Source organism: Enterobacter cloacae complex sp. IR5384, assembly GCF_049237265.1.
Classification (GTDB): Bacteria; Pseudomonadota; Gammaproteobacteria; order Enterobacterales; family Enterobacteriaceae; genus Enterobacter; species Enterobacter cloacae.
The window spans coordinates 166,041-192,781 of the sequence record NZ_JBMKHJ010000005.1 but is presented as its reverse complement, the minus strand read 5'-3'; the positions used below and the strand labels follow the sequence as shown (position 1 = coordinate 192,781).

The following is a 26,741-nucleotide window of genomic DNA, read 5'->3' as shown; positions in this document are numbered from 1 at the left end:
TTGCCGGGTGGCGGCTACGCCTTACCCGGCATCAGGCAACTCAGCGTCTTACCGGCGCTCCGTTCGCCACGTAATATGCCGCTGTACTCTTCGCCAGCGGCTCGCGCCCGCGAATGGCATCAGCAATTTTCTCACCGATCATAATGGTGGTGGCGTTCAGGTTGCCGGTGATGATCTGCGGCATGATCGACGCATCCACCACGCGTAACCCTTCCAGCCCGTGAACGCGGCCTTCGCCATCGACTACCGCCATCTCGTCATAGCCCATTTTGCAGCTTCCACACGGGTGGAAGGCGGTTTCGGCGTGGTTGCGCACAAACTCGTCCAGCTGTTCGTCGGTCTGGCACTCAACCCCCGGGCTGATTTCGCGGCCACGGTATTTGTCCAGCGCGGGCTGATGCATGATTTCGCGGGTGATGCGGATCGCATCGCGGAATTCCTGCCAGTCCTGCTCGTGGGACATATAGTTGAACAGGATCGCCGGATGCTGGTGCGGATCGCGTGATTTAATACGCACATGCCCGCGGCTTGGTGAGCGCATCGACCCAACGTGACACTGGAAGCCGTGCTCTTTCACCGCGTTGGAGCCGTTGTAGTTAATCGCCACCGGCAGGAAGTGATACTGAATGTTCGGCCACTCGAACTCCTCGCGGCTGCGGATAAACCCACCCGCCTCGAAGTGGTTGCTCGCCCCCACGCCGGTGCCGCCAAACAGCCACTCGGCGCCAATCTTCGGCTGGTTCCACCACTGCAGGGCAGGGTAGAGGGAGACCGGCTCTTTGCATTCGTACTGGAGATACATCTCCAGGTGATCCTGCAGGTTTTCGCCCACGCCGGGCAGGTCATGCACCAGCGGAATATCAAACTGCTTCAGCAGTTCCGCGTTGCCCACGCCGGAGCGTTGCAGGATCTGCGGAGAGGCAATCGCCCCGGCGCACAGCAGCACCTCTTTGTTTGCCGATGCTTTGGACGGGATGGTGCTTTCGCCTTCCAGCCACTCGACGCCCACGGCGCGCTTGCCGTCAAAGAGAATGCGATCGGTCATGGCATGGGTGCGGATGGTCAGGTTCGGGCGCTGCTTCGCCTGGTCCAGATAGCCGCGCGCGGTGCTGGCGCGTCGGCCCTGTGGCGTAACCGTTCTGTCCATCGGGCCGAAGCCTTCCTGCTGATAGCCGTTGAGATCGTCCGTGCGCGGGTAGCCCGCCTGTACGCCCGCTTCCACCATTGCCTCAAACAGCGGGTTCACGCCCGGTTTGGAGGTGGTGACGCTCACCGGGCCGTCGCCACCGTGGTAGTCGTTCGGACCCACGTCGCGAGTTTCAGCCTTACGGTAGTAGGGCAGGCAGTTGAGGTAGCTCCAGTGCTCCAGACCCGGCTCTTTCGCCCAGTTGTCCAGATCCATCGCGTTGCCGCGCACGTAGCACATGCCGTTGATGAGCGAGGACCCGCCCAGCCCTTTACCGCGTCCGCACTCCATGCGGCGGTTATTCATATAGGGCTCTGGCTCGGTTTCGTACGCCCAGTTGTAGCGCTTGCCCTGCAGCGGGAATGCCAGTGCGGCAGGCATCTGGGTGCGGAAGTCAAAGCGGTAATCCGGGCCGCCCGCTTCAAGCAGCAGAACGGTGGTATCCGGATCTTCAGTCAGTCGTGTTGCCAGAACGTTGCCGGCAGAGCCGGCACCAATAATGATGTAGTCAAATTGCAAAAAAACCTCCCGGTTAAAATATGGACTGGAATTTACCCATCTCAACCTGGATGGACTTCACCTGGGTGTAACTCTGGAGCGTCATCACGCCGTTTTCGCGGCCGATGCCGGAGTGCTTGTAGCCGCCGACCGGCATCTCTGCCGGGGATTCACCCCAGGTGTTGATCCAGCAAATACCCGCCTCGAGCTGATGAATCGCGCGGTGGGCGCGGTTCAGATCCGCCGTCACGATGCCTGCCGCCAGCCCGTAGTCGGTGTCGTTGGCGCGGCGAATGGCTTCTTCATCGGTTTCGTAGGTGAGAATGGACATCACCGGCCCGAAGATCTCTTCGCGCACAATGGTCATCTCGTCGGTGCAGTCGGTGAACACGGTCGGAGCGACCCACGCGCCGTTGTCAAAGCCTTCGCCCTTCAGCACGTCGCCGCCGCACAGCACGCGCGCACCTTCCTCTTTGCCTTTGGCGATATAGCGCAGCACATTGTCGCGGTGCGGGAAGCTGACCAGCGGGCCAAAGTTGGTGCTTTCATCGAACAGATCGCCCGCGCGGATGCGGCCCACGCGCTCAACAATTTTCTGCTCAAACGCGGCCTTGAACTTCGCGGGTACGAACACGCGGGTGCCATTGGTGCAGACCTGGCCGGAGCTGAAGAAGTTGGCCATCATTGCGATGTCGGCAGCGAGATCGAGATCCGCGTCGTCAAACACAATCAGCGGGGATTTGCCGCCCAGCTCCATCGTCACCTCTTTCAGGGACGAGGCCGCCGAGTTCGCCATCACCTTTTTGCCGCTGGCGACGCCGCCGGTGAAGGAGACTTTCGCGATGCCCGGGTGTTCGGTCAGGTACTGGCCGGTCTCCGCGCCTACGCCCGGCAGAACGTTAAACACGCCGTCCGGCAGGCCCGCTTCGGTGTAGATTTCCGCAAGCTTCAGGGCGGTGAGTGGGGTGACCTCGCTCGGCTTGAAGATCATCGCGTTGCCCGCCGCCAGCGCCGGGGCGGATTTCCACAGGGCGATCTGGATCGGGTAGTTCCACGCGCCAATACCCGCCACCACGCCCAGCGGCTCGCGACGGGTGTAGACGAAAGAGGTATCGCGCAGTGGGATCTGGCTGCCTTCCAGCGCCGGGATCAGCCCCGCGTAGTATTCCAGCACGTCCGCACCGGTGACGATATCCACGGTTGAGGTTTCCGAATACGCTTTACCGGTATCGAGGGTTTCCAGCTTCGCCAGTTCGTCGTTCCGCTCGCGCAGGATATCGACGGCGCGACGCAGAATGCGCGAGCGCTCCATGGCGGTCATTGCCGCCCAGATTTTTTGCCCTTGCCGGGCACTCTGGACGGCGCGATCGACATCTTCGCGCCCGGCGGCCTGTACGGTCGCCAGAACGTCGCCGTTAGCCGGGTTAATGGTCTCGAAGGTGCGACCGCTGGTGGCGGATGTATAACCACCATTGATATAAAGCTGCTGTTCTGCCATTCGGGACATAAATTCTCCTCGGTTATTCGGTCGGTAAATGCTGGCTGATAAAGTGGCTGGTGAGCGACTGGGCTACGTTTTTATCCAGCGGTTTGCCGCTTAGCGCGGCGCGCAGCCACAACCCGTCGATCAGCGCTGCAAGCCCGTAACCCGCCTCCTGCGCCTGTTCACGCGGCAGTTCGCGGCGGAATTCGTACACCAGGTTTGAAAGCAAACGGCGGCTGCTTACCTGTTGCAACCGGTAGAGCATCGGCTGATGCATGCTGCTCGCCCAGAAGGCCAGCCAGGCTTTCATTGCTGCGCTGCTGATCTGGGTTTCATCAAAGTTGCCGCCGACAATCGCCTGCAATCGTTGCTCTGCGCTGCCATCCGGCAGGGCATGCAGGCGGCTCAGAACCGCGTCGCGCAGCTGGCCGGTGATGTCGCGCATGGTCGCTTCCAGCAGGCCATTTTTATCTTTGAAGTAGTGACTGATGATCCCGGTTGAGACTCCCGCCCGACGGGCGATCTGCGCGATGGTTGCGTCATGCATTCCCACTTCATTTATTGCTTCCAGCGTGGCGTCGATCAGTTGCCTGCGCCGGATCGGCTGCATCCCCACTTTGGGCATTTTTGCCACTCCATTCATCAGCGTTGGTTAACCATTAAAGCGGTTTTTGATTGGACGTTCAATATAAAATGTGTCTTAATTGTTGCGGATTTGGATTTTAATAGTTACAAAAACAGTGGGGATACTGGATGACAGATCTTTCGCAAGACAGAGAAAAGGACAAAATCAATCCGGTTGTTTTTTATACATCCGCAGGACTGATTTTGTTGTTTTCCCTGATGACGATCTTCTTTAGCGACTTCTCTGCCGAGTGGATTGGGCGCACCCTGAACTGGGTGTCGAAGACCTTCGGCTGGTACTATTTGCTGGCGGCGACGCTCTATATTGTCTTTGTTGTCTGCATTGCCTGTTCGCGCTTTGGCTCGGTGAAGCTCGGGCCCGAGCAGTCAAAACCCGAGTTTAGTCTGTTAAGCTGGGCGGCGATGCTGTTTGCCGCCGGTATCGGCATCGACCTGATGTTCTTCTCCGTGGCCGAACCGGTCACGCAATATATGCAGCCGCCGGAAGGGGCAGGGCAGACGATGGAGGCCGCGCGCCAGGCGATGGTCTGGACGCTGTTCCACTACGGACTGACCGGCTGGTCGATGTACGCGCTGATGGGCATGGCGCTCGGATACTTTAGCTATCGTTATAATTTACCCCTCACCATCCGCTCCGCGCTGTACCCGATTTTCGGTAAAAAGATAAACGGCCCGATAGGGCACAGCGTCGATATTGCGGCGGTGATCGGCACCATCTTCGGTATTGCCACCACGCTTGGCATTGGCGTGGTGCAGCTCAACTACGGGCTGAGCGTGCTGTTTGATATCCCGGATTCGCTGGCGGCGAAAGCCGCGCTGATCGCGCTGTCGGTGATTATCGCCACCATCTCGGTCACTGCCGGCGTGGATAAGGGGATCCGCGTGCTCTCCGAGCTGAACGTCGCGCTGGCGCTGGGGCTGATTTTGTTTGTGCTGTTTGTGGGCGACACTTCGTTCCTGCTCAATGCCTTAGTGCTGAACGTGGGTGACTACGTGAACCGCTTTATGGGCATGACGCTGAACAGCTTCGCCTTTGACCGCCCGGTGGAGTGGATGAACAACTGGACGCTGTTCTTCTGGGCGTGGTGGGTGGCGTGGTCGCCGTTTGTCGGCCTGTTCCTGGCGCGTATTTCACGTGGTCGCACTATCCGCCAGTTTGTGATGGGCACGCTGATCATTCCGTTCACCTTTACCCTGCTGTGGCTGTCGGTCTTTGGCAACAGTGCGCTGCATGAGATCATCCACGGCGACGCGGCGTTTGCGCAGGAGGCGATGGCGCACCCGGAGCGCGGATTCTACAGCCTGCTGGCGCAATATCCGGCGTTCACCTTTAGCGCCTCCGTTGCCACCATTACCGGCCTGCTGTTTTACGTCACCTCGGCGGATTCCGGTGCGCTGGTGCTGGGGAACTTCACCTCGAAGCTGAAGGACATCAACAGCGATGCACCAAACTGGCTGCGTATCTTCTGGTCGGTCGCCATCGGCCTGCTGACGCTCGGCATGCTGATGACCAACGGGATTTCCGCCCTGCAGAACACCACGGTGATCATGGGTCTGCCGTTCAGCTTTGTGATCTTCTTTGTGATGGCCGGGCTGTACAAATCGCTCAAGGTGGAAGACTACCGTCGCGTCAGCGCCAGCCGCGATACCGCGCCGCGCCCGTTGGGCGCCCAGGACAGACTGAGCTGGAAGAAGCGTCTCTCGCGCCTGATGAACTACCCGGGCACGCGTTACACCAGCCAGATGATGGAGACGGTCTGCTTCCCGGCAATGGAAGAGGTGGCGCAGGAGTTGCGATTACGCGGTGCCTACGTGGAGCTGAAAAACCTGCCGCCGGAAGAGGGCGAGACCCTGGGGCATCTGGATCTGCTGGTGCATATGGGCGACGAGCAGAACTTTGTCTATCAGATCTGGCCGCAGCAGTATTCGGTGCCCGGGTTTACCTACCGCGCGCGCAGCGGCAAATCGACCTACTACCGGCTGGAGACCTTCCTGCTGGAAGGCAGCCAGGGGAATGATTTGATGGATTACAGCAAGGAGCAGGTGATTACGGACATTCTGGACCAGTATGAACGGCACCTGAACTTTATCCATCTCCACAGGGAAGCGCCGGGGAATAGCGTGATGTTCCCGGATGTCTAAACGAATTCTTAAAACTCCTTTTGTCTGTATATAAATACAGTTCCCTGGAGCAGTATTACTCAAGGAAGAGTAACAATGCAGCAAGAGCCTGACTTTGATGTCTTAGGTTTTTGCTGCGATTAGGGAAGGAAACATGGATGAATCACGCGATAGAGTTTATCGAAACATCACTCTTTACCCGGCAGATTAAAAGCATTGCTACGGATGATGAATTAAAGGATCTGCAAAAGGAACTCATTGCCTGGCCTGATAAAGGCGACCTGATCCAGCAGACGGGTGGTTTACGTAAAATAAGGATGGCTACAGGCCCAAAAGGAAAGAGAGGCGGTGCAAGAGTGATTTACTTTTTGGCCACGAAGGAGGTGATCTATTTCATTATGGCCTACCCAAAAAACACTAAAGACAGCCTGACTGAGGCAGAGAAAGCAGAACTTAAAAAACTGACTTCTGTGCTGAAAAATACTGCTTCCAATGCCGTAAATGAAAGGTGTACTATGTACTCCGTTCAGGCAGAAGGAGGCTGACATGAGTATCTTTGATGAGTTAAAAACTTCGCTTGAAGAGGCCGTTGAGATCCATAGCGGAAGGAAAGCCGCTTCCAAGGTAACTCGCTATGAAGTCGCGGATGTTCGCGCAATCAGAGAACAGCTAAATGTTACTCAAAGCGAAATGGCGAAGGCACTTGGCACGAGCGTTGATACCATAAAAAGCTGGGAGTCTAAACGTCGTAACCCAACCGGGCTGGCGGCGAAGGTTCTCAATGTGATTCAGAAGGATCCCGCGTTTTATAAAGCGCTTGCAGCTCAGTGAGCCCCCTCATGCCGGGTGGCGGCTTCGCCTTACCCGGCCTACCGCGAGCCAACTTTGTAGGCCTGATAAGCGAAGCGCCATCAGGCTTGTAGCAGCGTCAACACGCTGTCATCCCTTTTGTGCCAGAAGAGGGTGAAACGTGTGCCCTCCGCATATTCTCCAGCCGGGCGCGAAAGCACCAGCACAAGGGTTTTATCATCTAACGCTGCGACTCTCGCACAGTCAAAACCCATGTAAATCTTTACCTGCGGAAACAGCGCTTTAAACAAACTTTCTTTCGCGCTAAACGCGAGCGTCAGCGCCTGTGCAAAAGGGTAGCCTGAACGCGTTAAACACGCCGCTTCCTGCGCATTGATGATACCGTCCTGGATTTCATGGGCTTCACGGTCGGAAAGGATCGCCTCTGTATCGATACCTACAAGGGCATGAGGATGGTGAACCACAACCGCCATCGCCTGCGTGCCGCTGTGAGTGATGCTACCCGAAACTCCCTCCGGCCAGAGCGGTTCGCCGCTGGGGCCGATGCCGGGAACGGCATGGCCAGGTAAGGCATGCGCGGCGGCGATGCGGCCCGCCAGATGCTCGGCTTTGCGTTTGCGTCCGGCGTCAGCCAGCTGTGCGTGATGGGGGAGCCAGAGGAGATCGGCGTCGGTGAAGGTGGTGGGGGCGAAGGTGATGCGGTGAACGGTGAGGCTGGCGAGAACGAACGTGCTGTGGGTTGTGTGCATGGTTTTCCCTTCAGAATTGTGCGGCCTGTTGCCCTCACCCCGGCCCTCTCCCACGGGGAGAGGGAGCAAACACTAAAAACGGCAACGGGGTTGCCGTTTTGCTTTTACCTCGCCCTCACCCCGGCCCTCTCCCACAGGGAGAGGGAGGAGTCACTGCCTGTATCAGAATCGGGTATTCACGCTCATATACCACGTGCGGCCTGGCTCATTATAGGTATAAGCCCCTGCGCCGTACATATAGGCACCCGTCGAGGTATTCCCGGTGGTCTGGGCATTACCCGCACGCCACTGGCGTTTGTCGAAGACGTTATCCACGCCGCCGGTCAGGCTGACGTTTTTGGTCACGTCCCACGTCGCGCTCAGGCCAAGGATGCTATACGGGCTGACCTCGTCTTTCTCTGACCCGGTCACCGGCTGACCTTTGTAATTGTACTTCTTCGGCTGCTGCTTGCCGTACCAGGTGAAGGTCGACTGGAGCGACACATCCTGATGCACCTGCCAGCTCAGGGTAGAGTTCAGCGTGTACTCCGGGATGATCGACAGACGGTCGCCGGTCTCCTTGTTCTTGCTCTGCAACATGTAGGTGATGTTGTTGGTCCAGTTGATGGTGTCGCTGACCGGCACGTTCAGGGAACCTTCCAGGCCTTCAACCACCGCTTTCGGCACGTTCTCCCACTGGTAGATATCGGTGGTGACTTTGCTGGTGGCGGTCTGGCCGATTGGCGCATAGCCCGCTTCAATCTTGTTGCGATAGTCGTTGCGGAACCAGGTCACGCCCGCCAGCCAGCCGTCGCGTTTCCACTCCAGACCAATCTCTTTGTTGATGCTGGTTTCGGCTTTCAAATCGTCGTTACCCATCATGTAGCAGCCCACGCCGTCGGAGCTTGCGTAGCAGCCCTGGCCCTTGCTGTATAACAGGTAGTTCGGGTTGGTCTGGTACAGGCTCGGTGCTTTATAGGCACGCGCGATGCCCATCTTCAGGGTGAAATCATCCCTCAGACCCTGCGACAGGTTCAGGGACGGGCTCCAGTTGTTACCCACGATGGTGTGGTGGTCGAAGCGCAGCGCCGGGGTCAGCATGGTGCTGTCGGTCAGCTCCATATTGTTTTCCGCAAACAGGGAGAAAATCTCTGCGGAGGTATACGGGCTGCGATCGTCGCTCATCCCTGGAATGGTCCCGCCCTGCAGGGTTTGCGAGAAGGAGGTGGAATCCTTCATGCGCTGCTGGTTCCACTCGGTGCCCAGCGTCAGGTTCTGGTTGACGATGAAATCAATCGGCAGGTTGATCTCACTGTGCAGCATGACGTCGGCCAGGTCGGTATCGGTGAATTTATCGCTGTTGAACAGCCCTTCGGTTCCTCCGGCCAGCCCTTCACCCAGACGCGAGTTGCGGGTGTGTTCGTACTGTGCCCAGTTGCTGGTGGTAATGCCGTTATCCCAGCCGCCGTTCCACGTGACGGCGAAGTTCTGACGATAGATACGGTTGGTCTCTTTACCGTAGTTCTTCTTCACCAGCGCATTGTCGTTGTTGGTGTTCTGGGTATCACCGGCGTAGAGGTTGTTCTGGCGGCTGTACCCCGCTTCAAACTCCAGAGACTGCATTGGCGCAAAGTCCCAACGCACCACGCCATTGATGTCTTTGTTTTCTACCCCTTCACGGCCTGCAGGCAGGGTGTTGGCATAGGCCCCGGTACGCTCGGACTGATGGCCCTGGTTGATGTCCCACGCATCGGCCTGGGTTTTGTCAAGGTTACCGTACATGCGGAAGCTGAAGTCGCCGCCCAACGGGCCGCTCAGGCTGAAGTTGGTGCGTTTTGTGGAACCTTCATCCTTGTGTTCAGGCGCGTTCAGATAGGTGTTCCAGGAGCCGTGCCACTGGTCGTCGAATTTTTTGGTGATGATGTTCACCACGCCACCTGCCGCACCGTTGCCGTAACGCGCGGCGGCCGGACCACGGATCACTTCAATACGCTCGATCATCTCTGGCGGCACCCAGCCGGTATCACCGCGGGTGTCGCGCTCGCCGCGCCAGCCCAGACGAATCGAGTTACGGCTGGTCACCGGCTTGCCGTCGATCAGGATCAGGGTGTTTTCCGGGCCCATACCGCGGATATCAATCTGGCGGTTGTTACCGCGCTGGCCGCTGGTGGAGTTACCGGTCAGGTTAACGCCTGGCATGGTGCGGATGATTTCAGACACGTCACGCGCGGGCGGATTTTTACGGATCTCATCGGCGGTAATGGTGGAAACCCCCGGCGCCTGCAAATTCTGCTCGGCGGCGGTGATCACCATGGTGTCTTCATGCTGCGCGGAGGCGGTATTGTCGTCTGCCATGGCAGGCAGCGCGACGCCATAAATCCCTAAATTGACCAGCAAGGCCAGAGAGTGAATCTTCTTATTCATTGGATGTCCCGCTTTTATGGTTTCTTATGAACGCGCTTCCCACAGCGCGGGCATTACGCTATTGCAAATGCAAATAGTTATCAATAATATTATCAATAAAATTTGTCCTGAAACAAAAAAGACTGTTAAACATGAGGTTAGAAGGGTGACGGTGTTAACAACGGGAAGTGAAGCCTGGTGGCAGTCGAAAAACGGCCCGGAATGGGTGCGTGAACAGGGGAAATATCGGGTCACCTTCTGGTGGCGCGATCCGGCGGGAACGCAACACACCTCGGCGGTGAAACGCGTCTGGCTGTATATCACCGGCGTAACCGATCACCATAAAAATGCCCGCCCACAATCCCTCGAACGCATCCCGGATACCGACGTCTGGCAATGGCAGGGCGAGTTCAGCCCCCAGTGGCGCGGCAGCTACTGCTTTATCCCTTCAGAGAATACAGACGATTTTGCGCCCGATGTGTTTCACGGTGAGCAGCCGGATCGCCTGGCGCTGCGCGAAGGCTGGCGCAAGCTGCTGCCGCAGGCAATGTCCGACCCGCTTAATACCCAGAGCTGGCGAGGCGGGCGAGGGCATGATGTCTCTGCGCTGGAGATGCCCGACGCTCCGGTGCAGCCCGGCTGGGATCGCCCCAATACGCCATACCGGCAGCCGGTCTGCATTGACTGGCAGAGCAATCGACTGGGCAACTGTCGTCGCGTCTGGATATTTACCACTGGCGATGACGATCCGGAACGCCCGCTGGCGGTGCTGCTCGACGGCCAGTTCTGGGCCGAGAGCATGCCCGTCTGGCCAGCGCTGACGGCGCTTACCGACGGACGCAAACTGCCGCCTGCCGTCTACGTTTTAATCGATGTGATAGATATGGCGCATCGCAATAACGAATTGCCCTGTAACCCCGATTTCTGGCTGGCGGTGCAGGAAGAACTTCTCCCTCTTGTAAAACAACACACGGCATTCAGCGACCGCGCAGACCGCACGGTGGTCGCAGGCCAGAGCTTCGGTGGACTCTCCTCGCTTTATGCCGCACTAAACTGGCCGCAGCGTTTTGGCTGCGTGCTGAGCCAGTCCGGCTCTTACTGGTGGCCGCATCGCGGCGGACAGCAGGAAGGGCTGCTTATCGCGCAACTGAAAGCGGGTGAAAAAACCGCACGCGGCCTGCGCATCGTCCTTGAGGCCGGGCGCAACGAGCCGCTGATTTACCGCGCGAATCAGGCCATTTACGACGAACTGCACACACAGCAGCAGGTTTACTGGCGTCAGGTTGACGGCGGACACGACGCGCTTTGCTGGCGCGGTGGGCTGACGCAGGGGCTGATGACCCTCTGGCAGCCGCTTATTCACTAACGGAGTCTGTATGGAATTCAGCAATCCTTTCGATAATCCGCAGGGGCAGTTTGCTATTTTGCGTAACGATCAGGGGCAGTACAGCCTGTGGCCGCAGAAGTGCGAATTGCCCGCAGGCTGGCGCGTGGTATGCGAAGCGCAATCGCAGGACGCATGCCAGCAGTGGCTGGCCGAACACTGGCAGACGCTCAGCCCCTCTAATTATGCGGGGGAGCATGCATGAACCGTCTGCCGCTTGTTGCCGCCCAGCCGGGCATCTGGATGGCGGAGCAGCTTTCCAGCCTGCCGAACGCCTGGAGCGTGGCACACTACACCGAACTGAAAGGCGATATTGACGCACCGCTGCTGGCAAAAGCCGTTGCCGAAGGCATGATGCAGGCCGACACTCTGCGCATGCGCTTCACCGAGGATAACGGTGAGGTGTGGCAGTGGGTGGATGCATCAATGACGCTGCCTGAACCGGAAATCGTGAATGCCGGTTCCCATGACGCCGCCGTGGCGCTGATGGACGCCGACCTTAATCAGAACCTTCGTGTCGACAGCGGTCAGCTCCTGGCGTTTCACCTGCTGATTCAGATCGGTCCGCAACACTGGTACTGGTATCAGCGCTATCACCATTTGGTGGTCGATGGCTTCAGCTTCCCGGCGATTACCCGCCAGATCGCCGCGATTTATGCCGCGTGGAAGAGGGGCGAGCCCACGCCTGACTCCCCGTTTACGCCGTTCGCCGGGGTGGTGGAGGAGTATCAGCGCTACCGCGACAGCGAGGCGTATCAGCGCGACGGTGCCTTCTGGGTTGAGCAGCGCAAACAGCTTCCTTCTCCGGTCTCGCTTTCCTCTGCGCCGCTGCCGGGGCGTGCCGCCACCACCGACATCCTGCGCCTGAAAATCGCCGCCGATGGCCGCGCCTTCAGCCAGCTTGCGCAGGCCGCAGGACAGGTACAGCGCACCGATCTGGCGCTTGCGCTGGTGGCGCTGTGGCTGGGCCGTCTCACCGGACGGCTGGACTACGCCGCCGGGTTTATCTTTATGCGCCGCATGGGCTCCGCTGCGCTGACCGCAACCGGCCCGGTGCTCAACGTGCTGCCGCTGGCGGTGAACATTCATCCGCACGAGAGCCTGCCGGAACTGGCGCAGCGCCTGGCAAACCAGCTGAAAAAAATGCGTCGCCACCAGCGCTACGACGCCGAGCAGATCGTGCGCGACAGCGGGCGTGCCGCAGGGGATGAAGCCCTGTTCGGCCCGGTGCTCAACGTCAAGGTATTCGATTACCAGCTGGACATCGACGGCGTGGAGGCCACCACCCACACGCTGGCCACCGGCCCGGTGAACGATCTGGAGCTGGCATTGTTCCCGGACGAGCAGGGGGGGCTGAGCATTGAGATCCTCGCCAATAAACAGCGCTACGATGAAACCACGCTGGCCCGTCACGTGGCGCGCCTGAATGCGATGTTGACGCAATTTGCCGCTAACCCGGACCTGCGCTGCGGCGAGGTTGAAACGGTCTCAGAGCAGGAATACCAGCAGCTTACACGCATCAACGATACCGGGCTGGCGCTACCGTCCACCACGCTTGCGGAACTGGTGGCGGAACAGGCGAGCAAAACGCCGGACGCGCCCGCACTGGCGGATGCGCACATCGAGCTCAGCTATCGCCAGATGCGCGAGCAGGTGGTGGCACTGGCGCATCTGTTGCGTGAGCGCGGCGTGAAACCGGGCGACAGCGTGGCGGTGGCGCTGCCGCGCTCGGTATTCCTGACGTTAGCGCTGCACGGCATTGTGGAGGCGGGGGCCGCGTGGTTGCCGCTGGATACCGGCTACCCGGACGATCGTCTGCGGATGATGCTGGAGGATGCAAAGCCGTCGCTGCTTATCACCACCGACGAACAGCGCCCGCGCTTTAGCGATCTGTCCGTCGGGACGTTTAGTTACAACACACTATTACCGGCTGCGGATGCTGAACCGCTGCGGCTGGCGAAGCCGGAGCAGACGGCGTACATCATCTTTACGTCGGGCTCGACAGGGCGTCCGAAAGGGGTAATGGTCGGGCATACTGCCATCGTTAACCGTCTGAAATGGATGCAAGATCACTACCCGCTGACGGCGTGCGACGTGGTGGCACAGAAAACGCCGTGCAGCTTTGACGTGTCGGTCTGGGAGTTCTGGTGGCCGTTTATCGCCGGGGCGAAGCTGGTGATGGCCGAGCCGGACGCGCACCGTGATCCTCAGGCCATGCAGCAATTCTTTGCGCACTATGGCGTCACCACCACCCACTTTGTGCCGTCGATGCTGGCGGCGTTTGTCGCCTCGCTGACGCTGGAAAACGCCGAATGCTGTAAAAGCCTCAGGCAGGTATTCTGCAGCGGGGAAGCACTGCCGACGGAACTTTGTCGCGAATGGGAGCGGCTCACCCACGTGCCGCTGCATAACCTCTACGGCCCGACGGAAGCGGCGGTGGACGTTAGCTGGTATCCGGCATTTGGACCAGAGCTGGCGGCAGTTGCAGGTAACAGCGTGCCGATCGGTTTTCCGGTATGGAACACCGGGTTGCGGATCCTGGATGCGATGATGCGCCCGGTGCCGTTTGGCGTGGCGGGCGATCTCTATCTCACCGGTATTCAGCTGGCGCAGGGGTATCTGGGGCGTCCGGATCTCACCGCCAGCCGCTTTATTGCCGATCCGTTCGCGCCGGGCGAGCGGATGTACCGTACCGGTGACGTCGCCCGCTGGCTGGACAACGGCGCGGTGGAGTATTTAGGCCGCAGCGACGACCAGCTGAAAATTCGCGGCCAGCGCATCGAGCTTGGCGAAATCGACCGGGCGATGCTGTCGCTGCCCGACGTGGCTCAGGCGGTGGCGCACGCCTGCGTGTTCAACCAGGCGGCGGCCACGGGCGGCGATGCCCGTCAGCTGGTGGGATATGTGGTTTCTGAATCCGGTTTACCGCTGGATCGCGACGCGCTGCTTGCCTCACTCAGATCGCAGCTGCCGCCGCATATGGTGCCGGTGGTGTTACTGCAAATCAGCGCGCTGCCGTTAAGCGCAAACGGCAAACTGGATCGCAAGGCGCTGCCGCTGCCGGAGCTGACCAGCAAAACCAGCGGACGCGCACCGGAAAGTGCAACCGAAATTGCCGTCTCGCAGGCGTTTGCGTCATTGCTGGGCTGCGCGGTGAACGACATCGAAGCCGATTTCTTTGCCCTCGGCGGCCACTCGCTGCTGGCGATGCGCCTGGCTGCACAGCTCAGCCGTACGTTCGCCCGCAAGGTGACGCCGGGGCAGATAATGGTCGCCTCTACGGTCAGCAGGCTGAGTGCTCTGCTGGATTCGCCGATAAGCGACGAGCAGGCGCAGCGTCTGGGTTATGAAACCTTGCTGCCGCTGCGCGAAAGCGACGGCCCGACGCTGTTCTGCTTCCATCCGGCTTCCGGTTTTGCCTGGCAGTTCAGCGTGCTGGCGCGCTACCTTAGCCCGCGCTGGTCCATTACCGGAATTCAGTCGCCGCGCCCGGAGGGGCCGATGCAGCAGTGTGCGGATCTGGATGGGGTGATTGAACATCATCTGACTACGTTACGTGGCCGGCAGCCCCATGGGCCGTATTACCTGTTCGGCTACTCGCTTGGCGGCACGCTGGCGCAGGGGATTGCCGCGCGTCTGCGTCAACAGGGCGAAACCGTCGCCTTCCTGGGTCTGCTGGATACCTGGCCACCGGAAACCCAGAACTGGGCGGAAAAAGAGGCCAACGGACTCGACCCGGCGGTGCTGGCCGAAATTGAGCGCGAGCGACAGGCGTTTATCGCTGCCCAGCAGGGGCAGGGCTCCAGCGCGCTATTCAACGCCATTGAAGGTAACTACGCCGACGCGGTGCGGCTGCTCACCACGGCGCACAGCTCGCGGTTTGACGGGAAAGCAACGCTGTTTGTTGCCGAGCGCACGCGAACGATAGATCCGCAGGTGGCGTGGTCGCCGTGGGTAAATGAACTGGAGGTATACAGCCAGGATTGCGCCCATGTGGACATCATTTCGCCGCAGGCGTTTGAGAAGATTGGGCCGGTGTTGCAGAAGATGTTGGGGTAGTGATTTCCCCTCACCCTAACCCTCTCCCACGGGGAGAGGGGATGGTTTGCTCCCTCTCCCTGTGGGTGAGGGCATCAGCGCGCACGCTTTCCAAGCGGCACCACCAGCGGCGTGCCCGCCACCGGGTCGTCAATAATCATGCAGCGCATGCCGTAGATCCGCTCGATAAGCGCTGGCGTCACAATCTCCTTCGGCGCGCCCTGCGCCACAATTTCGCCGTCGCGCAGTGCAATTAAATGCGTGGCATAGCGGCAGGCCTGATTCAAATCATGCAGCACCGCCGCCAGGGTGTAACCTTGCGTGCGGTTGAGCTCGCTCAGCAACTCGAGCAGATCGATCTGATGGCTGATATCAAGCCAGGTCGTCGGTTCATCCAGCAGCATAATGGAGGTCTCCTGCGCCAGCACCATCGCGATCCACGCCCGTTGACGCTGGCCGCCGGAAAGCGTGTCCACGCTCTGCCGGGCGAGGTCCGTAATGCCCGTTGCCTGCATCGCGCGGTTCACCGCGTCTTCATCTTCCTTGCGCCAGCGGGTAAACAGCGGCTGGTGCGGATAGCGTCCGCGTGAGACCAGCTCCTGCACCGTGATGTCTCCCGGCGTGGTGGCGTTTTGCGCCAGCAGCCCGATGCGCCTGGCCACCTCTTTACTGGCAAAGCGCTGGATCTGCTCGCCGTCGAGGAATACGTGGCCTTCAACCGGTGTCATCAGGCGACTGAGGGTGCGCAACAGGGTCGACTTGCCGCAGCCGTTCGGGCCGATAATCGCCGTGAAATGGCCGTCAGGAATGTTGACGGTTAAGTCATGGGCAACAATTTTTTTGCCGTAACCGAGAGTAAGGCTTTCGCCGCGCAAGCGGGTGGTTGAATCGGTCATTTCTTGCGTGACTCCTGAACGAGCAAGACGATGAGGTAAATCCCGCCAAGGCTGACGGTGACAACGCCCACCGGAAGTTGATAAGGCATAAACAGCCGCTGGGCGCAGAGATCGGCGGCCAACAGTAACATTGAGCCGCACAGCGCCGCCTGGGTTAAGCCCCAGCGGGCCGTACCGCTAAGACGACGCGCAATGTGCGGGGCGACAAGGGCGATAAAGGAGATGGGTCCGGCAATCGCGGTGGAGGCCGCGGTGAGCAACACGGCGACCAGCATCAGCATCAGACGCGAACGCTCAACGCCGACCCCCAGCGCACAGGCGCTGTCGTCACCCATCTCCAGCAGCCGCATGCGCCGCACCAGCAGCAGCGCGGCGATAAACATCAGCAGAATCAATGGCGCGGCAGGCCAGACTTTGCCCCAGGTCAGGCCGTTGAGGGAACCGGCATACCACAGCCCGGCCGACAGCGCCGTTTCCAGCGAAGCCTGCAAGAGCAGCCAGGTATTGAACGCCATCAGCATGGCACGCACGCCGATACCGATAATGATCAGGCGGAAAGTGTCGATACCGTTGCGCCAGGCGAGCAGCCAGATCACCAGCGCGGTCAGTATCCCGCCGGTCATCGCCGTCACGGTGATGGCCGTCAGATGCTGACCAAACAGCACCATCGCGACCAGCACGCCGCTCCAGGCACCGGTGTTGAGACCCATTACATCCGGGCTGCCGAGCGGATTGCGCATCAGCGACTGGAAAATCGCGCCGCTGACGCCAAGCGCGGCACCCACCAGCATCGCCATTGCCACGCGCGGCAGTCGCCACTCCGTCACCACCATCGTGACAGCGCGCGGGGCGCTGCCGGTGAGCGCGTTAAACACCTGGGCGAGATCGAGCGTCACCGCGCCGCTGCACAGGCTTGCGATCGCCAGCATCAGAATGGCGATAACCAACAGCGAAACGCTGACGATCAAACGACGAGAGGGGGCCATCATGCGTCACCTCCGCGTTTACGTCGTACCAGGAAGATCAGGACCGGTGCGCCGATAAAGGCGCTGACCACCGAAACGCGCAGTTCGCCGGGAACCAGAAGACGCCCGACAACATCAGCGAACAAGAGCAGGACCGGGGTGGCCAGCAGCGTCACCGGCAGCGACCAGCGGTGATCGGCCCCCACCAGCCAGCGCGACAGATGCGGCATCATCAGCCCGATAAAGGCAATCGGGCCGACCACTGCCGTCGCACTGCCGCACAGCACGGTGATGACCACTAACCCCGTCAACTGGGTTCGCGCCACGCGGTTGCCGAGCGCGGTGGCGGTGTCGCTGCCAAGGCTCAGGCTGTTCAGCGCCCGGCTTAAACCGAGTGCCACGGCGGCGGCAATCATCACCGGGATGACCACCACCTTAAGCGTCTCCAGCGTGCGGATATCCAGCGAACCGGCCTGCCAGAAGCGGAGCTGGTCGTAAACGTCCGGGTTAAGCAGGGCAATGCCGTTAGATAACCCTTCCAGCACGGCGGCAAGCGCCACGCCCGCCAGCGTCAGACGTACCGGGCTAAGCTGCCCGCCGCCCTGGCTGCCGGTGAAGGCGACAATCAGCGAGGCCGCCAGCGCGCCGCAAAAGGCCATTACCAGTTGTTCTGAGGGAGAGGTAAACCCGAACAGCGCCGCGCCAAGCACAATGGTAAAGCTGGCACCGCTATTCACGCCAAGAATGCCGGGGTCAGCCAGCGGGTTGCGGGTGAGGGTTTGCATAAGTGCCCCCGCAAGCCCCAGTGCGCCACCGGCAAGTAATCCGGCCAGGGTACGGGGCAGGCGGGCATCCAGCACGATGGTGCAGTCGGCGCTCTGACAGGTACCAAAGAGCGCATCAACAATCACGGAGGCGGGCAGCGGTTTCGCACCAACCAGCAGACTGAGCGCCATCGCAAGGATTAACAGCAGCAATAACACGGGCACGGCAACAGCGCGCACCGCAGAAGAAGAGGAAAACGACATAGCAACATCCATGATTTGATAATGATAGTGATTATCGTTATCTATCTTATTTGGCTATGTTAGCATGTGCGCCCATGGAATGGGTAGAAATAGACTCAAGGTCTTGTCATGAATCAAAAATCCTGGCTGATTAACCTCAGCCTGCTGAAGACGCACCCGGCGTATCGTGCCGTGTTTATCGCGCGTTTTATCTCCATTTTGTCCCTTGGCCTGCTCGGCGTTGCCGTCCCGGTACAGATCCAGACGTTGACGCACTCCAGCTGGCTGGTCGGGCTGTCGGTCACCTTAACCGGCGGGGCGATGTTTATCGGTCTGATGATCGGCGGCGTGCTGGCCGACAGGTACGAACGCAAGAAGCTGATCCTGCTGGCACGCGGCACCTGCGGGGTGGGGTTTGTCGGATTGTGCCTGAACGCGATGCTGCCGGAACCCTCCTTACTCGCCATTTACGCCCTCGGGCTGTGGGATGGTTTCTTTGCTTCGTTAGGCGTGACGGCGCTGCTGGCCGCCACGCCCGCGTTGGTAGGGCGCGAGAATCTGATGCAGGCGGGGGCAATTACCATGCTCACCGTCCGTCTTGGCTCGGTGATATCGCCGATGGTGGGCGGCCTGCTGCTGGCCACCGGTAACGTGGCGTGGAACTACGGCCTCGCGGCGGCGGGGACGTTTATCACCACCTTAACCTTGCTGCGTCTGCCGCTTCTGCCACCGCCACCGCAGCCGCGTGAGCATCCGCTGAAATCGCTGATGGCGGCGATCCGGTTTCTGTTCAGCAACCCGCTGATTGGTGGTATTGCGCTGCTCGGTGGTCTGCTGACGATGGCGAGCGCCGTACGCGTGCTGTACCCGGCGCTGGCGGGGGTGTGGCAGATGAGCGCCTCAGAGATTGGCGTGCTGTACGCCGCCATTCCGCTCGGCGCGGCGTGTGGTGCGCTAACCAGCGGCAGGCTGGCGCAGAGCGCGCGTCCAGGGTTGATTATGCTGTTGACGACACTGGCATCGTTTATCGCGATGGGGTTCTTCAGCCTGATGCCGGTCTGGGCGTTGGGTGTGCTGTGTCTGGTACTCTTCGGCTGGCTGAGCGCCATCAGTTCTCTGTTGCAGTACACCCTGATCCAGACCCAGACGCCGGAGGGGATGCTCGGGCGCATCAACGGCCTGTGGACCGCGCAAAACGTGACGGGCGATGCCATTGGCGCGGCGATCCTCGGTGGGCTGGGGGCCGTCATGACGCCGGTGGCTTCGGCGAGCACCAGCGGGTTTGCGTTAGCCGTTGTAGGTGGGATCCTGTTTATGGTATTAGCAGAATTGCGCCGGTTCCGGCAGGAGGTTGTATTGAACGACGGTGCGGCCTGATGCCCTCACCCCGCCCCTCTCCCACGGGGAGAGGGAGGGAAAATGCCTACTTAAACAATGCATTTAATCTCTCTAACACCAGCATCGCGCTGTAATAATCCAGGCGGAACGTCTCCGTTCCCAGTGCCCACACGCGTTTATTCTTCACCGCAGGCAGGTGAGCCAGCAGCGGGTTGGCGTAAATCGCCTCAACGTCTTTTTGATCGCCGGCAAACAGGAACAGGCCTTCACCGTTCAGCCCGGTAGCCAGATTTTCACCGCCTAACTGGATGATGTCGTGACGTTTGCCCTGACTTTTTGAGGTGTGCAGCCCGGCAGGCAGTTCGGCCAGGGTAAAGCCTAACTGGTGCAACAGCTGGCCCTGGGCAGACTCCGCGGTCCACAGGTTAGCGCTGTGCGCGGCGGCGGTGTACACAATGGCGTTCACCGGTTGCGGCGGCAGCGTCATCTGCTGTTTCACCTGCGCGAGTTGTTTATCGAATGCTGCAATGCGTTCGGCGGCCTGTTTTTCCTGTCCGGTTATCGTGCCTAGCTGCTTCAGCAGTTCCTGCCAGCTTTTGTCGTCGTAGTTGATGATGAGCGTCGGCGCGATGGCGGAGAGCTGATCGTACAACGCCAGGGCCGAATCTCCGCCGGTCGCGCTAATCAGAATCAGATCCGGCATCTGCGCCGCCACCGCTTCCGCACTCGGCTCGCCAATGTACAGGCGCGCCACGTTGCGCTGTTTCGCCATATCACCCCACTGACGTAAAAAGCCCTGCGCATCCGCCACGCGGTTATTGGGCGTAGTCGCCCCGCTGGCCACTACCGGAGCGTCAATCGCCAGCAAAGAGCCGGTCAGGGTCACGCTGGTGGAGACAATGCGCGTGGGTTTGCTCTCCAGGGTATGCACGCCGCGGCTGTCGGTTACCTGACGCGGCCAGTCGGCGGCGATGGCTGAGGTTAGTCCTAAAACAAAACATCCCGTTAAAAGAAGGGCATTACGGCAAACGGCGGGGAATTTCACAACGCGGCATCCTGTTCTCTTTGAAGTTAATGCTTCTCATTTTCATGATTGCGGCGAGGGGATGCAAGCGATACTCGCACAAGATGTTCGCTCTGCGGTTGACACCGGCGCGATGTGGGATTAGGTTAGCCAACGAAAATATAAATGATAATCATTATTGCTTCTTTTATCATTTTATGGAGGATGATATGGATACGTCCCTGGCTGAGGAAGTTCAGCACACCGCGACCACGCTGCCATCAGACAGCTTTTTCTTTATGTCGCCTTACCGCAGTTTTACCACGTCAGGCTGTTTTTCCCGTTTCTCTGAACCCGCCGAGGGCGGTGATAACCCGTCGGGGGCCTTCCAGCAGAAACTGGCTCAGGCTTTCCGCAACGCGAAGGCCAGCGGCATTGCCCATCCCGTGATGGTGGGAGCCATCCCGTTCGATACCCGCAAGCCCTCATCCCTGTTTATTCCGCAGCACTGGCAGACCTTTTCACGCCCGGCGCGTCAGCAGTCCGCGCGCTATTTTTCCGCTTCCCAGGCGTTGAGCGTGGAAACCCGCACTGAGATCCCGCCGCAGCCCGTGTTTGAAGAGATGGTTGCCCGTGCGGCAGCGCTCACCGCCACGCCACAGGTGAACAAAGTGGTGCTGTCGCGGCTGATTGATATTGCGACGGATAAAACGATTGATAGCGGCGCGCTGATGGAGCGACTGATCGCCCAGAATCCGGCCAGCTTCAACTTCCATGTGCCGCTGGAAGATGGCGGCGTGCTGCTGGGCGCGAGCCCGGAACTGCTGCTGCGTAAAGAGGGGACACACTTTAGCTCTCTGCCGCTGGCGGGCTCTGCGCGTCGTCAGCCGGATGACGTGCTGGATCGCGAGGCGGGTAATAAGCTGCTGGCCTCCGAGAAGGATCGCCACGAGCACGATCTGGTGACCCAGGCGATGAAAGCCATTCTGGCACCGCGCAGCCATCATCTCAGCATGCCAGCTTCCCCGCAGCTGATCACCACCCCAACGCTCTGGCATCTGGCGACGCCAGTGGAAGGGGAGGCCCGTGAAAATGAGAACGCCCTGACTCTGGCCTGTCTGCTGCACCCGACGCCTGCGCTGAGCGGTTTCCCGCATCAGGCGGCAAAAGAACTGATTGCCGGGCTGGAGCCGTTCGACCGCGAACTGTTTGGCGGCATCGTTGGCTGGTGTGACAGCGAAGGCAACGGCGAGTGGGTGGTGACCATCCGCTGCGCGCGTTTGCTTAAAAATCGCGTTCGCCTGTTTGCCGGTGCGGGCATTGTGCCAGCCTCCTCCCCGGTGGGCGAGTGGCGCGAAACCGGGGTGAAGCTCTCCACCATGCTCAACGTTTTTGGTTTGCACTGAGGAATCATCATGACCATCCCCTTTACCCGTTGGCCTGAGGAGTTTGCCCGGCGCTACCGTGAAAAAGGCTACTGGCAGGATCTGCCGCTGACCCACATTCTGACCGACCACGCGGAGAAAGATACCGTCGCCATTATTGACGGTGAACGTCACCTGACCTGGCGCGCGTTCAACCAGGCGGTGAATAACCTGGCCTCCGCCCTGCAGGGGCAGGGCGTGCGTCGTGGCGAGACCGCGCTGGTTCAGCTCGGCAACGTGGCTGAGTTTTACATCACCTTTTTCGCGCTTCTGCAGGTGGGTGTGGCTCCGGTGAACGCGCTTTTCAGCCACCAACGTAACGAGCTGAACGCCTACGCCGCACAGATCAAACCCGCGCTGCTGATTGCCGACCGCGAGCACGCCCTGTTTGCAGGCGATGATTTCCTGAACCGTTTTGTGGATGAACATCGCTCAGTGCGTGTTGTCCTGCTGCGTGGCGATAACGGCGCACATGCCCTGGAGGCGGCCATCGCCCACCCGGCGGCCCATTTTATCCCCAACCCCACGCCCGCCGACGAAGTGGCGTTCTTTCAGCTTTCAGGCGGCAGTACCGGCACGCCAAAGCTGATCCCGCGTACGCATAACGATTACGACTACAGCATTCGTCGCAGCAACGAAATTTGCGGCATTACCGCGGATACCCGCTATCTGAATGCGCTACCGGCGGCCCATAACTACGCCATGAGTTCCCCGGGTTCGTTAGGGGTATTCATGGCTGGTGGCTGCGTGGTGCTGGCGCACGATCCGAGCGCCACGATCTGCTTCCCGCTGATTGAACGCCATCAGATTAACGTCACCTCGCTGGTACCCCCGGCGGTCAGCCTGTGGTTGCAGGCGATTGCCGACGGCGCGGGCAATGCGCAGCTTAAATCGCTGAAGCTGCTGCAGGTGGGGGGCGCACGCCTCCCCGCCACGCTTGCCGCGCGTATTCCGGCGGAAATTGGCTGCCAGCTACAGCAGGTGTTCGGCATGGCGGAAGGGCTGGTGAATTATACCGCTCTCGACGACACCCCGGATCGCATCATCCACACCCAGGGCCGTCCGATGTGCCCGGATGACGAAGTATGGGTGGCGGACGAGCAAGGCAACCCGCTGCCGCGTGGCGAAACAGGACGTCTGATGACCCGTGGGCCGTACACCTTCCGCGGCTATTTCAACAGCCCGGAACACAACGCCAGCGCCTTTGATGCCAACGGTTTTTATTGCTCCGGCGATCTGATTGCCATCGACGAGCAGGGGTACATCACCGTGCAGGGGCGCGAGAAAGATCAGATCAACCGCGGCGGGGAGAAGATCGCCGCTGAAGAGATCGAAAACCTGCTGCTGCGCCATGAGGCGGTGATCCACGCCGCGCTGGTGAGCATGGAGGACAGCCTGTTGGGCGAGAAAAGCTGCGCGTTTCTGGTGGTGAAACAGCCGCTGCGCGCGGTTGAGGTGCGTCGCTTCCTGCGCGAGCAGGGCGTTGCCGAATTCAAACTGCCGGATCGCGTGGAGAGCGTGGATGCGCTGCCGTTAACGCCGGTCGGCAAAGTCGATAAGAAACAGTTGCGCCTGTGGATCGCTGAACGCGCCCGGGCCTGAGGAACAGAGTATGGCTATTCCAAAATTAACCGCTTACGCGCTGCCAACTGCCGCAGAGTTGCCGACAAGCAAAGTGAACTGGGCGTTTGAGCCTGAACGTGCCGCGCTGCTGATCCACGATATGCAGGAGTATTTCCTGAACTTCTGGGGCGAAAACAGCGCGATGATGCAGCAGGTGGTGGCGAACATCGCCAGACTGCGCGCGTACTGTAAAGCGCACAACATTCCGGTTTACTACACCGCCCAGCCGAAAGAGCAGAGCGACGAAGACCGCGCCCTGCTGAATGACATGTGGGGTCCGGGCCTGACCCGCTCCCCGGAGCAGCAGCGCATCGTCGCTGAACTGACCCCGGACGAAGCGGACACCGTGCTGGTGAAGTGGCGCTACAGCGCGTTTCATCGCTCGCCGCTGGAGCTGATGCTGAAAGAGACAGGCCGCAATCAGCTGCTGATCACCGGCGTGTATGCCCACATCGGCTGCATGACCACCGCCACCGATGCGTTTATGCGCGACATCAAACCCTTCTTTATTGCCGACGCGCTGGCAGATTTCACCCGCGAAGAGCACCTGATGTCGCTCAACTATGTGGCGGGGCGTTCCGGCCGCGTGGTGATGACCGATGATCTGTTGCCGTCGGTTCCGGCCTCAAAAGCGGCGCTGCGTGAGCTCATCCTGCCATTACTCGATGAAACCGACGAACCGATGGATGATGAAAACCTGATCGACTACGGCCTGGATTCGGTGCGCATGATGGCGCTCGCCGCACGCTGGCGTAAAGTCCACGGCGATATCGATTTCGTGATGCTGGCAAAAAATCCGACCCTCGACGCCTGGTGGGCGCTACTCTCCCGCGAGGTGCAGTAATGGTTTTTGATTTCACCGGCAAAACCGTCTGGGTGACAGGGTCGGGTAAGGGGATTGGTTATGCGACGGCGCTGGCCTTTGCCGACGCGGGCGCGAAGGTGACCGGATTCGATCTGGCCTTCCCGCAGGGGAATTATCCATTTGCTACCGAAACGCTGGACGTATCTGACGCGGCGCAGGTGAGCGATGTCTGCGGGCGCTTGCTCGCCGTAGAGGAACGTCTGGACGTACTGGTCAACGCCGCCGGCATTCTGCGCATGGGCGCCACGGACCAGCTTTCGCAGGAGGACTGGCAGCAGACGTTTGCGGTCAACGTTGGCGGGGCGTTTAACCTCTTTCAACAGACGATGGGCCAGTTCCGTCGTCAGCAGAGCGGGGCGATTGTCACCGTGGCGTCCGACGCGGCCCACACGCCGCGCATCGGGATGAGTGCCTATGGCGCCTCGAAAGCGGCGCTGAAAAGCCTGGCCCTCACCGTCGGGCTGGAGCTGGCGGGCAGCGGCGTGCGCTGTAATCTGGTGTCGCCGGGGTCAACGGATACCGATATGCAGCGCACCCTGTGGACCTGCGACGATGCGGAGCAGCAGCGCATTCGCGGTTTTGGCGAGCAGTTTAAGCTGGGGATCCCGCTGGGGAAAATTGCCCGTCCTCAGGAGATTGCCAGCACGATCCTGTTCCTGGCCTCCGATGCTGCCAGCCATATCACCCTGCAGGATATCGTGGTGGACGGCGGCTCCACGCTGGGGGCGTAATGATCTGGAAACGCCATTTATCGTTAGATGCGCTCAATGCCACCAGCCAGAACACGCTGGTGGCGCATCTTGGCATCGTTTATACCCGCCTTGGCGACGATACGCTGGAAGCGGAAATGCCGGTGGATGCGCGCACCCATCAGCCGTTTGGCCTGCTGCACGGTGGCGCGTCGGCGGCGCTGGCGGAAACGCTGGGCTCAATGGCCGGTTTTCTGATGACCCGCGACGGGCAGAACGTGGTGGGAACGGAGCTGAATGCTACCCATCATCGTGCGGTAGCGCAGGGGACCGTGCGCGGCGTGTGTCAGCCGCTGCATCTGGGTCGATCCAGCCAGAGCTGGGAGATTGTGGTGTTCGACGAGCAGGGACGGCGGTGCTGTACCTGCCGGTTGAGTACGATGGTGCTGGGGTAATGTTGTGCGGCCTGTTGCCCTCACCCTAACCCTCTCCCACAGGGAGAGGGGACGGTGTAGTACAAAATTAGAGCATTGAGACGACGCGTTTAAGTAACCGAATTCGCGGCGCAATGGACGCTTTGTCCAGCCACTCCGCCGGGCTGTGGAAGCCCGCGCCAATCGGCCCTAAGCCGTCAAGCGTGGGGATACCCAGCGCAGCGGTGTGGTTGGCATCGCTGCCGCCGCCGACCGCCTACCAGGTAATGGCGATGCCTTCCGCTTTACCTGCCGCTTCAACCTGCTGCATCAGTGCCTGAGTCGCAACGCTTGCTGCCATCGCCGGTTTGTGATTGACCCGCGTCAGCGTCGTCGTCACGCCGTCTAAAAAGCCTTTTTCACATAAGGCTTCCAGCGCCTGATTCACCCGGTCGTACTCGTCGTTTTCCCAGAAGCGAACGTCGAGCTCGGCCACGGCGTGGTCCGCCACCACGTTTGCCGCGCTGCCGCCGCTAATCACCCCTACGTTGAGTGTGGTGCCGCGCGACCCGTCGCTCAGCGCATTCAGGGCAACGATGCTGTTTGCCAGTGCTGTGATTGCCGAACGGCCTTTTTCCGGGTCGTTACCCGCATGTGCCGCCACGCCCTTGAAGGTGAGGTGATAGCCCGCCATACCTTTACGGGCTTTCACCAGAGAGCCATCAGCACGGGCAGCTTCGCACACCAGCACACAGCGGGAGCGTTGTGCCAGCGCACCGATCCATTCGTGGGAGTATACCGAGCCCGTTTCTTCGTCCGGGTTCATCGCGACCGCGATTGCCAGGCGATCTTTATCTGCAGGATCTAGCTCGCGCATTGCCCACAGAATATTGAGCAGTCCGCTTTTCATATCAGACACGCCGGGGCCGTAGAGACGTGTATCGTCCTCGCTCAACGGGCGTTCGGCCACGGTGCCGGGGGCAAAAACGGTATCAAGATGGCCGACCAGCAGCACGTCGAACTGCTCTGCCTGCGGCTTGTTGCTGACGAAGAGGCCCGGGCCAACCTTCTCGCCCAGGTTTACCTGCCCGGTATGCCAGCCTTCGCGTTGCCAGAGTGATTCTAAAATGCCAGCCACGGCGGCAACGCCCGCGATGGTCTGGGTACCGCAGTCCACGTTCACCAGGCTTTTCAGCTCTTCAATGTAGCGATCCAGATTCAT

At 60.2% G+C, this 26,741-nt stretch carries 21 protein-coding genes and 1 pseudogene; 12 read left to right on the top strand and 10 right to left on the bottom strand.

Annotated elements, in window-relative coordinates; genetic code table 11:
* Positions 1–40: 40 nt before the first annotated feature.
* The 3 genes from betA to betI are packed head-to-tail and all read right to left on the bottom strand — an operon-like array spanning position 41 to position 3,792.
* The gene (betA, locus tag ACOTX3_RS07045) at positions 41–1,705 is read right to left on the bottom strand and encodes a choline dehydrogenase (protein ID WP_038418873.1); all 1,665 of its coding nucleotides are present in this window, start codon (positions 1,703–1,705) and stop codon (positions 41–43) included.
* A gap of 13 nt (positions 1,706–1,718) precedes the next feature.
* Complete coding sequence (gene betB / locus ACOTX3_RS07040) at positions 1,719–3,191, bottom strand: betaine-aldehyde dehydrogenase (RefSeq protein ID WP_058678329.1); 1,473 nt, start codon at positions 3,189–3,191, stop codon at positions 1,719–1,721.
* A 13-nt stretch (positions 3,192–3,204) separates the two neighbouring features.
* The gene (betI, locus tag ACOTX3_RS07035; RefSeq protein ID WP_058651704.1) at positions 3,205–3,792 is read right to left on the bottom strand and encodes a transcriptional regulator BetI; all 588 of its coding nucleotides are present in this window, start codon (positions 3,790–3,792) and stop codon (positions 3,205–3,207) included.
* A gap of 128 nt (positions 3,793–3,920) precedes the next feature.
* Between betI and betT the strand changes: the two genes are divergently transcribed.
* From betT to nadS, 3 genes are all read left to right on the top strand, one after another.
* Positions 3,921–5,954 (top strand): choline BCCT transporter BetT, encoded by a 2,034-nt coding sequence (gene betT, locus ACOTX3_RS07030; RefSeq protein WP_013097646.1) that lies wholly within the window; start codon positions 3,921–3,923, stop codon positions 5,952–5,954.
* A 137-nt stretch (positions 5,955–6,091) separates the two neighbouring features.
* Positions 6,092–6,478, top strand: coding sequence for a type II toxin-antitoxin system RelE/ParE family toxin (locus ACOTX3_RS07025; RefSeq protein ID WP_058651249.1), 387 nt, complete (start codon positions 6,092–6,094; stop codon positions 6,476–6,478).
* 1 nt (position 6,479) lies between these two features.
* On the top strand, positions 6,480–6,764 hold the full coding sequence (gene nadS / locus ACOTX3_RS07020; RefSeq protein WP_058678333.1) for a NadS family protein: 285 nt from the start codon (positions 6,480–6,482) through the stop codon (positions 6,762–6,764).
* Between the two features lie 80 nt (positions 6,765–6,844).
* On the opposite strand, the gene entD is transcribed toward nadS, so the two are convergent.
* Both entD and ACOTX3_RS07010 read right to left on the bottom strand, forming a co-directional pair.
* Entirely contained in the window at positions 6,845–7,492 is a 648-nt protein-coding gene (entD, locus tag ACOTX3_RS07015; RefSeq protein WP_058678335.1) for an enterobactin synthase subunit EntD, read from the bottom strand.
* 162 nt (positions 7,493–7,654) lie between these two features.
* Positions 7,655–9,895: a TonB-dependent siderophore receptor gene (locus tag ACOTX3_RS07010; protein ID WP_127869195.1), complete on the bottom strand. Its 2,241-nt coding sequence runs from the start codon at positions 9,893–9,895 to the stop codon at positions 7,655–7,657.
* Positions 9,896–9,911: 16 nt separating this feature from the next.
* Between ACOTX3_RS07010 and fes the strand changes: the two genes are divergently transcribed.
* The 3 genes from fes to entF are packed head-to-tail and all read left to right on the top strand — an operon-like array spanning position 9,912 to position 15,317.
* Positions 9,912–11,240, top strand: coding sequence for an enterochelin esterase (gene fes / locus ACOTX3_RS07005; RefSeq protein WP_308937181.1), 1,329 nt, complete (start codon positions 9,912–9,914; stop codon positions 11,238–11,240).
* A gap of 10 nt (positions 11,241–11,250) precedes the next feature.
* Complete coding sequence (locus ACOTX3_RS07000; RefSeq protein ID WP_058678342.1) at positions 11,251–11,463, top strand: MbtH family protein; 213 nt, start codon at positions 11,251–11,253, stop codon at positions 11,461–11,463.
* A complete protein-coding gene (gene entF, locus ACOTX3_RS06995) occupies positions 11,460–15,317 on the top strand; it encodes an enterobactin non-ribosomal peptide synthetase EntF (protein WP_058678345.1) in 3,858 nt (1,285 codons plus the stop codon). Before ACOTX3_RS07000 ends, entF begins: the two co-directional genes overlap by 4 nt.
* Positions 15,318–15,391: 74 nt before the next feature.
* On the opposite strand, the gene fepC is transcribed toward entF, so the two are convergent.
* The 3 genes from fepC to fepD are packed head-to-tail and all read right to left on the bottom strand — an operon-like array spanning position 15,392 to position 18,185.
* Complete coding sequence (gene fepC / locus ACOTX3_RS06990; protein WP_020684607.1) at positions 15,392–16,192, bottom strand: iron-enterobactin ABC transporter ATP-binding protein; 801 nt, start codon at positions 16,190–16,192, stop codon at positions 15,392–15,394.
* Positions 16,189–17,181, bottom strand: coding sequence for an iron-enterobactin ABC transporter permease (gene fepG, locus ACOTX3_RS06985; protein WP_038418881.1), 993 nt, complete (start codon positions 17,179–17,181; stop codon positions 16,189–16,191). Before fepG ends, fepC begins: the two co-directional genes overlap by 4 nt.
* Positions 17,178–18,185: a Fe(3+)-siderophore ABC transporter permease gene (gene fepD / locus ACOTX3_RS06980; protein ID WP_058678347.1), complete on the bottom strand. Its 1,008-nt coding sequence runs from the start codon at positions 18,183–18,185 to the stop codon at positions 17,178–17,180. The genes fepG and fepD overlap by 4 nt, the downstream gene beginning before the upstream one ends.
* Positions 18,186–18,293: 108 nt before the next feature.
* On the opposite strand from fepD, the gene entS reads away from it, so the two are divergent.
* On the top strand, positions 18,294–19,541 hold the full coding sequence (gene entS / locus ACOTX3_RS06975) for an enterobactin transporter EntS (protein WP_058678349.1): 1,248 nt from the start codon (positions 18,294–18,296) through the stop codon (positions 19,539–19,541).
* A gap of 46 nt (positions 19,542–19,587) precedes the next feature.
* On the opposite strand, the gene fepB is transcribed toward entS, so the two are convergent.
* Positions 19,588–20,547, bottom strand: coding sequence for a Fe2+-enterobactin ABC transporter substrate-binding protein (gene fepB, locus ACOTX3_RS06970; RefSeq protein ID WP_058678351.1), 960 nt, complete (start codon positions 20,545–20,547; stop codon positions 19,588–19,590).
* Positions 20,548–20,735: 188 nt separating this feature from the next.
* Between fepB and entC the strand changes: the two genes are divergently transcribed.
* Genes entC through entH form a run of 5 tightly spaced genes read left to right on the top strand, consistent with a single transcriptional unit; the run spans position 20,736 to position 25,561 of the window.
* Complete coding sequence (entC, locus tag ACOTX3_RS06965; protein WP_038418883.1) at positions 20,736–21,911, top strand: isochorismate synthase EntC; 1,176 nt, start codon at positions 20,736–20,738, stop codon at positions 21,909–21,911.
* Between the two features lie 9 nt (positions 21,912–21,920).
* Positions 21,921–23,531 carry a (2,3-dihydroxybenzoyl)adenylate synthase EntE gene (gene entE, locus ACOTX3_RS06960; protein ID WP_127869194.1) on the top strand — a complete coding sequence of 537 codons (1,611 nt, stop codon included), beginning with the start codon at positions 21,921–21,923 and terminating at the stop codon, positions 23,529–23,531.
* Positions 23,532–23,541: 10 nt separating this feature from the next.
* Positions 23,542–24,396, top strand: a complete 855-nt coding sequence (locus ACOTX3_RS06955) for an isochorismatase (protein WP_020684613.1) — start codon at positions 23,542–23,544, stop codon at positions 24,394–24,396.
* Positions 24,396–25,148 (top strand): 2,3-dihydro-2,3-dihydroxybenzoate dehydrogenase EntA, encoded by a 753-nt coding sequence (gene entA / locus ACOTX3_RS06950; protein ID WP_058678353.1) that lies wholly within the window; start codon positions 24,396–24,398, stop codon positions 25,146–25,148. Before ACOTX3_RS06955 ends, entA begins: the two co-directional genes overlap by 1 nt.
* A complete protein-coding gene (gene entH / locus ACOTX3_RS06945) occupies positions 25,148–25,561 on the top strand; it encodes a proofreading thioesterase EntH (RefSeq protein ID WP_020684615.1) in 414 nt (137 codons plus the stop codon). Before entA ends, entH begins: the two co-directional genes overlap by 1 nt.
* A 67-nt stretch (positions 25,562–25,628) precedes the next feature.
* Here entH and ACOTX3_RS06940 read toward each other — a convergent pair.
* A pseudogene (locus ACOTX3_RS06940) lies at positions 25,629–26,741 on the bottom strand (M20 family metallopeptidase).